The organism is Spirosoma arboris (genome assembly GCF_009754945.1).
GTDB classification, from domain to species: domain Bacteria; phylum Bacteroidota; class Bacteroidia; order Cytophagales; family Spirosomataceae; genus Spirosoma; species Spirosoma arboris.
In genome coordinates this window covers 140,091-152,384 of the sequence record NZ_WPIN01000003.1, presented here as the reverse complement: position 1 = coordinate 152,384, position 12,294 = coordinate 140,091, and the positions used below count along the sequence as shown (strand labels likewise).

The 12,294-nt window shown below is 46.8% G+C and carries 10 protein-coding genes; 7 read left to right on the top strand and 3 right to left on the bottom strand.

Features of this window, described 5'->3' with window-relative positions; translation table 11 throughout:
* Positions 1 to 46: 46 nt before the first annotated feature.
* The gene (locus tag GO755_RS08390; protein ID WP_157584307.1) at positions 47 to 928 is read left to right on the top strand and encodes a TraB/GumN family protein; all 882 of its coding nucleotides are present in this window, start codon (positions 47 to 49) and stop codon (positions 926 to 928) included.
* Positions 929 to 942: 14 nt separating this feature from the next.
* Here the strand turns inward: GO755_RS08390 and GO755_RS08385 are convergent, their stop codons facing one another.
* Positions 943 to 1,773, bottom strand: a complete 831-nt coding sequence (locus tag GO755_RS08385; protein WP_157584306.1) for a hypothetical protein — start codon at positions 1,771 to 1,773, stop codon at positions 943 to 945.
* A 357-nt stretch (positions 1,774 to 2,130) separates the two neighbouring features.
* On the opposite strand from GO755_RS08385, the gene GO755_RS08380 reads away from it, so the two are divergent.
* A complete protein-coding gene (locus GO755_RS08380; RefSeq protein ID WP_157584834.1) occupies positions 2,131 to 3,342 on the top strand; it encodes a pyridoxal phosphate-dependent aminotransferase in 1,212 nt (403 codons plus the stop codon).
* 296 nt (positions 3,343 to 3,638) lie between these two features.
* Positions 3,639 to 4,439 carry an LOG family protein gene (locus GO755_RS08375; RefSeq protein WP_157584305.1) on the top strand — a complete coding sequence of 267 codons (801 nt, stop codon included), beginning with the start codon at positions 3,639 to 3,641 and terminating at the stop codon, positions 4,437 to 4,439.
* A gap of 109 nt (positions 4,440 to 4,548) precedes the next feature.
* Here GO755_RS08375 and GO755_RS08370 read toward each other — a convergent pair whose 3' ends face one another.
* On the bottom strand, positions 4,549 to 5,124 hold the full coding sequence (locus GO755_RS08370; protein WP_157584304.1) for a DUF2911 domain-containing protein: 576 nt from the start codon (positions 5,122 to 5,124) through the stop codon (positions 4,549 to 4,551).
* Positions 5,125 to 5,277: 153 nt separating this feature from the next.
* Positions 5,278 to 6,864, bottom strand: coding sequence for a replicative DNA helicase (gene dnaB, locus GO755_RS08365; protein ID WP_157584303.1), 1,587 nt, complete (start codon positions 6,862 to 6,864; stop codon positions 5,278 to 5,280).
* Positions 6,865 to 7,224: 360 nt separating this feature from the next.
* Between dnaB and GO755_RS08360 the strand changes: the two genes are divergently transcribed.
* Genes GO755_RS08360 through GO755_RS08345 form a run of 4 tightly spaced genes read left to right on the top strand, consistent with a single transcriptional unit; the run spans position 7,225 to position 12,214 of the window.
* Entirely contained in the window at positions 7,225 to 8,190 is a 966-nt protein-coding gene (locus GO755_RS08360; protein ID WP_157584302.1) for a PhoH family protein, read from the top strand.
* The gene (locus GO755_RS08355; RefSeq protein WP_157584301.1) at positions 8,171 to 9,529 is read left to right on the top strand and encodes a M43 family zinc metalloprotease; all 1,359 of its coding nucleotides are present in this window, start codon (positions 8,171 to 8,173) and stop codon (positions 9,527 to 9,529) included. Before GO755_RS08360 ends, GO755_RS08355 begins: the two co-directional genes overlap by 20 nt.
* A gap of 58 nt (positions 9,530 to 9,587) precedes the next feature.
* Positions 9,588 to 10,040, top strand: a complete 453-nt coding sequence (locus GO755_RS08350) for a GNAT family N-acetyltransferase (protein ID WP_157584300.1) — start codon at positions 9,588 to 9,590, stop codon at positions 10,038 to 10,040.
* A complete protein-coding gene (locus tag GO755_RS08345) occupies positions 10,037 to 12,214 on the top strand; it encodes a ComEC/Rec2 family competence protein (protein ID WP_157584299.1) in 2,178 nt (725 codons plus the stop codon). Before GO755_RS08350 ends, GO755_RS08345 begins: the two co-directional genes overlap by 4 nt.
* The last annotated feature ends 80 nt before the right edge of the window (positions 12,215 to 12,294 follow it).

Sequence of the window (12,294 nt, the reverse complement as noted above, 5' to 3'; positions counted from 1 at the left end):
ATAAGTAGCTTTGCCGAACCAGATTGGTAAACCACGACTGACGAACATGAAAAAAAATATAGCGTCTACAATCGCTTTAGCGGGTCTTTTAGCGACGAGTATAGTGCCTGCCACGGTTCAGGCCCAGGACAAAGCTCTGTTGTATGAAGTTACCGGACCCGGCTTAGCGAAGCCTTCGTATCTCTATGGTACCTTTCACCTCATTTGTCCCGCCGATCTGCAAATTACGGACGCCATTAAAAAAGCCATGGGCGATGCCCAACAGGTGTATCTGGAACTGGATATGGACGATCCTAACATGATGATGAATATGCAAAAGGCTGTGATGATGTCAGGAGGAAAAACGATCAAAGACCTTCTCTCGGCTGACGATTATGCCGTACTGGACAATTACCTGAAGCAGAAAATGGGGATGGGCCTGGCCCAGATGGGTATGTTTAAACCCATTGGTATTATGTCGATGATGTACATGACCATGCTACCCTGCCAGCCCGCGTCTTATGATATGACCTTTGCGCAAATGGCAGCGACCGATAAGAAAGAGGTCTTTGGTCTTGAAAGCCTTGAAGCCGAGATGGCCGCGCTGGATAAGATTCCTCTGTCAGAACAGCTAAAGGGCCTGGTCGATATGGCTAAAAATCCCGACGAAGCCAAGAAGGAATTTTCGGAAATGATTGCCATTTACAAAGCCCACGATCTGGATAAACTGATGGGCAATATGAAAACCAGCAAGTTTAGCGGGGGCGATTTTTCGCAGTTTGAAGAAAGTCTGCTTGGCGAACGGAATACCAGCTGGATTCCGGTTATAGAGAAAGCAGCCAAAGAAAAACCAACGTTTTTTGCCTTCGGGGCCGGGCATCTGGGCAATGAAAAAGGCGTCGTGAACCTGCTTCGCAAAAAGGGCTACACGGTGAAAGCTGTACAATAAATGTTTTGGGAAGATTAGTTGGCGGGTTTGGTGGTGTATTCCATAAACCGATACACTTCCTGCCGAACAAAGTCGAACATCTGGGCTGTCTGGCTGCGGAGTTGCTTGTAAGCCGGGGCTGCCATAACCGGAGTAGGCGTATCGGCCAGTATTGGATTCGCGATGGCATCCATAGACGAAACATAACTGGCGATACTGAATTCGTAGCCTTTTTCGCTCCCATTGGGGACGACTAGAGACGAAAAATCCCAGCCCAGCAGATTACCCCGCTTGATGCGTTCTTCACTTAGTCGCTTTAACTGACTAACAACACCATCATAGTCGGCACCTGGATTCCGGCGACGGATTCGATCGATAACCATCAATTGCGTACCATCGGGCGCAAATTTTGGCGCAAAGGTGCCGTCGGTTATCTCCCAGATTTCTATTTTAACAACGGGGGCTGTGTTGCGGTCACGTCGTTGAAGATCGGCCATTTTCTGTTGGACGCTGTCCCCATACATACGCGCCATTGCCTCTGGCGACGCACCTTTGATGGACATGCCATGTGTAACGATTCTGGTGACGTAGTCATATTCAGTCTGGTTCGGATTCGACGTAAACTGTTTGACGGTCATGTACCAGCCTTCGAGCTTGCCTTCGTCAACAGCTGCCTGATTGACTTTTTTCCACTCTCGCTCCACGGGCAACGCATCCTGAATTGTAAGGCCCGGATTCAATTTGTGGTAAATCAGGTACATGTATGTTTTCTGGGGTGTTTTCGATTGGGCGAATGCACTAAATACACAGAAGACGGAAAGGCTTAAAATGGCAAGAACACGGTGAAAATTACGGGAGCAATACATGATAAGAATAGAGTTACTTAAGGTTAGCAGGGCGGGCACACGATTTTCTTGAAAAGGCAGTAACGAACGATAATTACCTGTATGGTTAATTTATAATCTAACCCACGCCAGAGCGATCATCCAATGAATGGGTGCCATTAGCTGCCTACAATCTATCGCCTGGTTAGAAAAACTGGGGTGAAGTATCGGAAAAAGACGCAGTCGGTAGTGTAGTGGCTGATGCCGGGCTATTCGTTCCCAACTAATTCTTCCGCAAAAAGAACAACAATGACTGGGTATAACCCAACTTATCAGACAGTTCCGTACTTTTGCGACATGGAAGTAGCCTACATAGAGGAAGTAGTAGAAGTACCTGGAATGGAAATACTGAAAAGCGACCGGCTTACGCATTTGAAATACGACATTCGGGGACCTATTTATGAGAAGTCTCTCGAACTTGAAAGTCAGGGATACAAAATTATCAGCCTGAATATTGGCAACCCCGCCACGTTCGGCTTCGATGCTCCCGACGAAATTGTCCACGATATTATTCTGAACATCCGTAACGCGCAGGGCTATTCTGACTCACGGGGTCTGTTTGCCGCACGCAAGGCGGTTATGCACCACACGCAGAATATCGGTCTTCCCGGCATTGCCATCAACGACATCTACATCGGAAACGGGGTAAGCGAGTTGATTATGCTTTCTATGCAGGCGCTCCTTAATGAAGGAGATGAAGTGCTGGTGCCATCGCCCGATTACCCACTCTGGACGGCCTCTGTGGCATTCTGTGGTGGTAAACCTGTCCACTATGTCTGCGATGAGGCTGCTGACTGGAATCCAGATCTGGCCGACCTGGAACGGAAAATCACTCCCCGTACCCGAGCCATCGTTGTCATTAACCCCAATAACCCGACGGGTGCTGTTTACGACAAAGACGTGCTGCAAGGCATCGCCCGCATTGCTGAACGGCATAAACTGATCGTCTTTTCCGACGAGATTTATGATCGGATTCTGTACAACGGAGCCGTTCATTTCCCTATTTCCAAAATGATTACCGACACGCTCTGTATCACTATGGGCGGATTGTCGAAAAATTACCGGGCGGCTGGTTTTCGGGGTGGCTGGATGATTCTGAGTGGCGCCCGGAAACGAGCTAAATCCTACATTGAAGGCCTGACCTTATTAGCCAGTATGCGTCTTTGCGCAAACGTACCTACGCAATATGCAATCCAGACAGCTCTGGGTGGTTATCAGAGTATCAACGACTTAGTAATGCCTACCGGTCGTTTACACAAGCAAATTATGCTCGCCTACGAACGTATGACAGCTATTCCGGGCGTTACCTGCGTGAAACCCAAAGGATCGTTATATATTTTCCCGAAGATTGACCTGAATCAATTTAAACTGGATGACGACGATGATTTTGTGCTGAATTTGTTGACGGAGCAAAAAGTTCTGGTCGTATCCGGGAATGGCTTCAATTATACGCAAAATGACCATTTTCGAATTGTTTGCCTGCCAACTGTTGATGAACTGACTGTGGCTATGGATCGCATTGAATACTTCCTCGAAAGTCGGCGAAAATAGCCACGCAGGAAAATACTACTAAACATAAAAATGGCCCGGCTAGTCCGGGCCATTTTTATGTATAAATAAATTCACTAGGAAGGATTTTGGGTAATGTATTAACTAACTGTTAAAGGCTATTGGTATTCGATAAATACGCGAAACGTTTTTATCGAATAGGTTGTTAATAGATTCCTTCTCAGTAATAAATCTCGTTGGTATGACTGTCAACGAAATTTTTGATTAGTTTGGAAGGCTATAATATATCTTAACGAAGTGAGTACGTTTCGCGCCCACTGCCTTTTTTTAGTACATAAATGGAAGAAACTAAAGAGAATGTTCACCGCTCTGAAACGCAGAGCACCGAACGAATTGCCCACGATTTACCCAAGCGCGACGAGTTACTCCTGACACCCGACGAACAACGCATTAAAGAAGCCTTTCAGGATCACGACTGGAACGAGATCAAAACCGCTGACTCGTGGGTCATCTTTAAAGTGATGGCTGAGTTTGTGGAAGGCTTTGATAAATTAGCCAAAATTGGCCCCTGTGTATCCATCTTTGGTTCAGCCCGTACCAAGCCCGACAATATTTACTACAAGATGACCGAAGAAATAGCGGCCAAACTAGTGCGGCACGGCTATGGAGTTATTACAGGTGGTGGGCCTGGCATTATGGAGGCCGGTAATAAAGGCGCTTTCGAACAGGGTGGTAAATCGGTCGGTTTAAACATCAAGTTGCCGTTTGAGCAACACAGCAACATTTATATCGATCCCGATAAGAGCATCAACTTCGACTTCTTTTTTGTTCGGAAAGTGATGTTTGTTAAATACGCCCAGGGATTCGTTGTCATGCCCGGAGGTATGGGTACACTCGATGAACTGTTCGAAGCCATGACCTTGATTCAGACCCGAAAAATTGCCCGTTTCCCGATCGTACTCGTTGGGAAATCATACTGGCAGGGGCTGATCGACTGGATTACCAACACCATGCTGGAGGAACAGCATAACATCAATTCGGAAGACATGAAACTCATTAGTGTCGTCGATACGCCTACCGAGGCTGTCAAAGTCATTGACGAGTTCTACAATAAATACCTTTTGAAGCCAAACTTCTGATGAAGTGCAGCAAAGTTGTTAAACACAGAGTGGTCCGCCATTGCGGCACGGAGAACACAGAGAGTTAAACTTTTTTCTCTGTGTTCTCCGTGGCTCCGTGTTTAATACCCTAAAACGTAATGGGAACTTCAACCAGCGTATTGTCCCAGGCAATCATCATAATTGATTCCTTAACATTCTCGCCGACCTTTTTAAACTGAATCGTCAGGTTTTCAATCGTTTCTTCTGGCTTCTTAACCGGGGCTGTTACGCGTAAAACATCCAAGCTCTGGTTGTAACTATAGGCACCCCACTGATCTAGATCGGAGTTGAAAATCAGCGTCCATTCTGTTTCGTTGGGAATTGCATAAAGCGAATACACGCCTGCTTTGATCTTTTTCCCTTGAATAGTAGCGTCTGTAAAAAATTTAACCTCGGTGGCTTCATTGGCACCCACCCGCCATACTTTACCATAAGGAGTTAATTTGCCAAACACTTCTCTGCCATTCTTGGCTGGACGACTATACGTTACCCGTACATAGCCCTTATCGCCAACTTTGGCAGGAGCAAACTTACGGTCATGGGCAAAATCGTCAGGATAATAAGCCATATCCATCGGACTCTTGTCGAGACCTCTTAATTTTTGCGCCTGAGTAACTGTGGTAAAACAAATGAGCAGGCAGGCAAGTACACCAATAAATTTCATGTTTTCTGATGGAAGTAAAGTAGTAAATGACGCATTGATTAGGGCTTAAAGATAAATGTTTAATTTCCTGAAACATGGATAATTATACAAATACCAGGTCTCAAACTACGTCTCACATAGTTTTTGCCCAATCTGTTCTTTACTGATGTAGGATTAAAATGGTGTTTCCTGACTTGGATCGGCGTTGCCGAAGTTCGTCATCGTGTTGGCTTTGCTTTTGAAAACGCTGCCCGCCGATGGAGGAGTCTCAAAGCTACTCAGGCCATTGACATCAGGTGCAAAACCCTGTGTCTGAGTTGGCTCGAAATAGGAATCAAGATCGCAGAATTTCGTAAACTTACCGATAAACTTAAGTTGGACCGTATCGAGAGAGCCGCTCCGGTTTTTAGCGATAATTACTTCACCAATGCCTAGGGTTGAATTGCCATTTTCGTCGGCTGTAATATTGTAATATTCAGGACGATACAAGAAGCATACCATGTCAGCATCCTGCTCGATGGAGCCCGATTCACGAAGATCGGAGAGCTGTGGTTTCTTGTCACCACCACGGGTTTCAACAGCCCGGCTTAACTGCGACAGGGCAATAACCGGCACATTCAGTTCTTTCGCCAGGTTTTTAAGTGCCCTCGAAATAGACGCAATTTCCTGTTCACGGTTGCCGCCCATTCGTCCTGAAGAATCACCCGACATTAGCTGTAGGTAGTCAATCACGACCATCTGAATATCGTGTTGGGCTTTCAGACGTCGGCATTTGGCACGCAATTCCAGAATGGAGAGGGCAGGCGTATCGTCAATAAAAATAGGCGCTTCGGTCAGCCGCTGAATTTTATGGTGCAACTGCGTCCACTCATGCGGGGCTAGCGTACCTTTTCTAATTTTTTCCGAATCAATTTCCGCTTCGGCCGAGATCAGACGATTCACCAGCTGTACCGACGACATCTCCAGCGAGAAAATAGCTACCGGTTTCCCATGGTCGACAGCTGCGTTTCGCAGAGCAGAGACTACAAACGCAGTTTTGCCCATCGCTGGCCTGGCTGCCAGAATGATCAATTCGGTAGGTTGCCAGCCGGATGTAACGCGGTCGAGATTCGTGAAACCGGATGGTACGCCTGTCAGACCTTCCTGATTTTTTTTGGTTTCGAGTTCATTAAGCGCCATCCTGACAATGGTGCTCATGTCGGCGTAGTTCTTCTTAATGTTCGATTCCGAAATCTTGAAGAGTGATTGTTCGGTGCGGTCGAGGAGCTCAAATACGTCGGTGGTATCCTCGTAAGCATCGCGCAAAATCGTAGACGACATGGCAATGAGTGCCCGTTTAAGCGCTTGCTCCGATACGATACGAGCGTGGTATTCAATATTGGCCGCCGAATTAACCCGAAAAGTCAGTTCGGCAACAAAACCACCTCCACCAACGATTTCAATTTCGCCGGTTTTACGGAGCTGGTTGGTAACCGTCAGTAAGTCAATAGGATCAGAGTTACCAAACAGCGTCAAAATAGCCTGATAAATCCGCTGGTGAGCTTCTTTGTAGAACGTTTCGGGTTTGAGAATGTCAACAACAGATGAGAGCGCATCTTTCTCGATCATTAACGCACCCAACACGGCTTCTTCGAGGTCAAGCGCTTGTGGGGGAAGTTTACCAAGGCCCGTGTCGAGCCAATGATTTCCGGCTTGCTGGCGGCCTCCAGCAAAGGCCGACGGTTTACGAAGATGTTGATTTGGGCGGGCGTTGTTCTCCATAACTTACTGCAAGTTTACGCAATCGTCCTCGCAAAAGGCAACTTCTGTCAAGCTAACGTATACACATCGACTGTACTAAAACGTCCGTAACATTCTGGTAATGTTGACGCTATCGCGTTTAAAAAAAAATCGTTTTTTTTAGCAACGGTCGGAGGCAGGATTTGCGTACATGATACAGAAACTAAGCAGCGAACTGTATGTCAGCAAGATAAGTATTTCTTACCAGTAAATACAGGTTTTGTGCAAAAAAGGAACGATGGATAAGAAACGGGGGACAGCGAATAATTTTTTGGCGAAACGCGTTGAAGAAGAAAAGAAATCGCTTACTTTTCGGAAATCACACGTAAACCTATTCATCGTTTGGTCGAAAAAGTCATTACCCTCGACAATGTATCGCTCATCGACTTTCTGGGCGTAGAGAACCACAACATCAAAGAAGTGGCCGCTGCGTTTCCAATGAGCAAAATCATCTCCCGCGGCAACGAAATCCGTATCAAGGGCACAACACCTGAGATTAGTCGGATCAGCGACATTCTGGAATCGCTGATGGAGCATTATCAGAAGTATGGTAAAATAACCCAGGAAAACATCCAGAATTACATCAGCCATAGTGGACAACCCATCAATGGTACCAGTTCGGTCCCACCAGTGATACCCGATGATGATGAAGTGCTGGTGTATGGTAATCGGGGTGTTGTGGTGCGAGCCCGAACGGATAATCAGAAGCGACTCGTTGAAGCGGCTGAGAAGCATGATTTGGTCTTTGCGGTTGGACCAGCAGGTACGGGTAAAACCTATACGGCTGTTGCCATTGCGGTACGAGCTCTGAAAAATAAAGAAGTTAAGAAAATTATTATTACACGTCCGGCGGTGGAAGCCGGAGAGAATCTGGGGTTTTTGCCTGGTGATCTGAAAGAGAAAATAGACCCTTATCTACGGCCTATCTATGACGCTCTCGACGATATGATTCCGGCAGAGAAACTGAAGTTTTACACCGAAAATCGTATTATTGAGATTGCTCCGTTAGCATACATGCGGGGACGGACACTGAACAATGCATTTATTTTGCTCGACGAAGCGCAAAACACGACGCCGATGCAGATGAAAATGTTTCTCACCCGAATGGGGCCAACCTCGAAGGCAATCATTACGGGCGATCGATCGCAAATAGATTTACCCAACCGGCAGAAATCCGGTTTGATTGAGTCGGTGGAAATTTTGAAAAACATCAAAGGAATTGCGTTCGTCGAATTGGACGGGCGTGATGTGGTTCGTCACCGGCTCGTTCGTGAAATTATAACAGCGTATGATAAAGCGGGGCAATAATAGCCTGATGAGTAACAAGCGAACCAGCTGGCATTGGCTGGCTGGTTCGCTTGTCTGTTTACTAACATCGGTGGCGGGGGCTCAGACCCTTCAGGAACCAATTTTCAATCGGTGCGCAACAGTCGACCATGAGCGGATTCTTCAACAAAGAGACCCGGATCGACTTCGGCAACTAACCGAATTAAACAAGCAGGTTGAGCAGGTTCTGGAAAACCAGAAATCGTTACGTCAAGCTGCTGACAATACGATCTATCGAATTCCGGTTGTTGTACATGTTGTGCATAATACCGCATCGGGTGTGATTGGGGGCGCTAACAACGGCAATATTTCCGATGCACAGATTATTTCTCAGATTCAGGTCCTGAACGAGGATTATCGACGAAAAGCAGGTACGAATGGCTATAACACCAGCCCGATTGGAGCCGATGCCGGTATTGAATTTTTCCTGGCTACAGCCGATCCGAATGGGCAGACAACTACCGGCATCACACGACACTATTATGCACAAAAAGCATCGTTTGATATTTTAAATGACGATGTATTATTATCACAAATTGCCTACTGGCCCAGCGACCGCTATCTGAATATTTGGGTAACTACCCTAAAAAATGATTATTTAGGGTATACGCAGTTTCCAACAGCAGCAGACACTCTAAAAGGTCTGCCACCAACAGCGAACGAACTGACTGACGGTTCAATAATCGATCACCGGACGTTTGGACGACAAACCGGTACGGTCAGTCGATCATTGTACCTGTTGGGGCGAACGGTTACACACGAAATTGGGCATTGGCTGGGTCTAATTCATCCATGGGGGGATGGCGGAGGATGTAATGAAGATTATGTGGCTGATACACCCCTAATGGCCGATGGATCGATTGCACAGCAGTCCTGCAAGCAGACGTATTCGAATTGCGATGGAAAAGGGCAAGTTCGTGATTTGATGGAAGATTATATGAATTACTGGCCAGATGCCTGTATGAATATGTTTACCGCAGGGCAAGTAGCCCGGATGAGGGCAGTGCTGACGCTGAGCCCACGTCGAGTCAGGTTATTAAAATCGGTTACGACTCCCTTGCCCGAAACGGAGACGCTTACGGTAACGGTCTACCCAAATCCAGCCACTGCCGACCCTACTGTGGATGTACAACTAAAAGGCTTTCAGTCGTTCAGTGTTGATTTATACGATACGGCTGGTCGCCAGTTACGAACAACCTCTTACACCGACTCACCCAGTACACGCGTAACTCTTTCTGTAAATGGATTAGCATCGGGTATGTATATTGTTCGCGTAAAAACCGAAAGTGAAATCGCCAGCAAACGCCTGCTTGTGCAATAGTGTTTAAAGTTTATGCCGGGCCATTCGGCGGCATGGCACAAACCTCAAATCTCTTTTTATGATTTCCGTTTTACCAATTTCAATACCTACCGACCTTGAAACAGCTTTCGCTATTCGTCGACAGGTATTTGTCGAAGAGCAGCACGTTTCGCCTGAGGAAGAGTATGATGAGTTTGAGGACATCAGCACCCACTTTCTGGCTTTTGCGGAGGGTACTCCTTGTGGAACGGCTCGCTGGCGACGCACTTCGAATGGAGTGAAGTTAGAACGGTTTGCGGTTTTGCCTGATTATCGGGGAAAGGGCGTTGGGAAGGCACTAGTGAAAGCTGTGCTGGACGATGTCTTTAGTCAGCAACCTGAACCTATTGAGCGTATTTACCTCCACGCCCAGGTACCAGCCATGCCACTATATGCGAGTTTTGGTTTTGTTCCAGTTGGCCCTATGTTTGAAGAAGCAGGTATTCAACATTATAAAATGGTATTGCCAGGGTCAGCATATGTAACGGAATGAAAGGCCAGCCGTTTGTCCGCTACGTAACCGCTCTGATAGCGGGCATTAGCCTATATGTCCTTCTCCCGAATCTGACAATTCTGCCGGTTATTACACTACTAGCTGGCCTTGGGCTGCTTATTTGGGGATTTGCCCGCACGGCTGGAAGCACGGTTAAAGCAATACAAATCTTGCCGAGCATTGGGGCGCTGCTCATACTAATGACGTTAGGCTGGGCAGTTACGTATCAGCGAACAGCTAGCAATCGTTCTGATAACCTCAGTCATGTAGCTGATACGTTGCAAGCCTATGAAGGCGTCGTGTCAGCACAACCTGAAGAACGTGCCAAAACCTATCGGGTTGAATTGGAAATTCGCCGGGCTACGTTTGGTCGTACTACGATTGGGCCGGAAAGTGGGCGAAACCAACAAGATAATTCACGCCCAGACACGAAGTTCTGGAAACCATTAAGCGGTCGGGTAATTGTGTACCTCGACAAGGGAAACCAGCCAATGCCGCGCTATGGAGAAGTTTGGCTGGTTTCTGGTGCGCCCAGAACAATTGACCCGCCATTGAACCCCGGCGAGTTTAATTACAAACGGTATCTCAGCTACCGGAACATCTATCATCAGCAATACCTACGACCTTTTCAGCGGCAGATTCTTGGCCTTGATCCACCTAGCCGGATTACCCAAGTGGCCACGATAGTGAATCGCTGGGCAGCTAGCGTTTTTACGCATCAGGTGGGCGTTCGTGCTGAATATGGTATTGTGAACGCTATGATCCTGGGCATTCGCGATGATCTCGACACCGATCTCTATCAGTCGTATTCAGCGGCTGGAGCAGTGCATATTCTATCTGTGTCGGGTTTGCATGTTGGCATCCTGTTTCAGGTTTTGACCTTGGTACTGGGCTTTTTAGCCAAACGACGGCATGGTAAAATCTTAATGGCTGTGTTGCAGCTGACAATATTATGGTTCTACGCGCTCGTAACAGGTTTTTCGCCCCCAGTGCTTCGGTCGGCAGCTATGTTCACGATGGTGATTCTGGCCACTACATTCCGTCGGCAGCAGCAAATTCCAAATACGTTGGGTGCGTCGGCATTCTTCATCCTTTGTTTTGATCCCTATGCGTTGTTTTCAGCGGGATTTCAGTTGTCCTATCTGGCTGTGGCGGGTATTAGCGCTTGGCAACCATCGCTCTACCAATCACTTACGTTTCGTAACAAATGGGTGAATAAACTTTGGAAATTAACGGCAGTAGCTCTTGTTGCTCAGTTGATTACATTTCCACTTGGCGTATTTTATTTCCATCAGTTTCCAACTTATTTTCTGTTGGCAAATCCAATCGTCATGGTGATGTCGGAGATTTTATTGCCACTGGCTATGGCAACTCTGGCCTTTAGCTGGGTACCTTATTTGACTGATGGATTGGGGTGGCTATTGCAGAAAGCGGCCTGGTTTCTTAACTACGCTGTTACACAAACGGGTCAGTTGCCGGGCGCAGCCTGGGATGGACTCTGGCTCTCAACTACGGTCATGTTACTAACGTATGTTGTTATTCTGTGTGGAATCGCCTTGGTACTAACTCGCAGTCGTGCCTATATGTGGACTACGGCTTTGGCGGCTGTTTTGCTGGCTTGTCTAACCAGTTGGGAGAATTATCAACAAGCTCATCAGCAACAACTAACCGTTCATTTTTTACCGCACCGAACAGCGGTTAGCCTTACATATGGGCGTCATAGTACGCTCCTGACAGATCTGGATACGAACGATACACGCTCTTACGATTTTTACCTCAAGAATACATTTGGGCAATGGGGCGTTTCGGATTTGACCATTGTCAATGCCAAACGATCTAACAATGTGCCGAGTTTGTTGGCCGGTATATCAACTTTTTATCAAACTCGTGAGTATGCTTTGTGGGTATCGCGGGGTAAGACCTTGTTATTGGTCAATAAACTTTCTGCTTCGAGCCGATGGCGGTTACCTGCCATCGTGGATTATCTCATTATTCGCAGAAACGCATTGCAGGAATGGGAGCAACTCAACGGACGTGTAGTGGCCCGGCACATTATTTTCGATGATTCGAACAAAACACCCTTGACAGACAAGCTATTAGCTGAGGCTAAACGGCGTGGTATTGTCTGTTATTCCGTTCGGCAGATGGGGGCTTATGTGGCTGATTTGGAGTAATTGATGCAAATACATTGGATTCAGTATAAATCAACTACGTTCGAAAAGATATCTTTCTTGAAACTGTTTATAATAAGTTT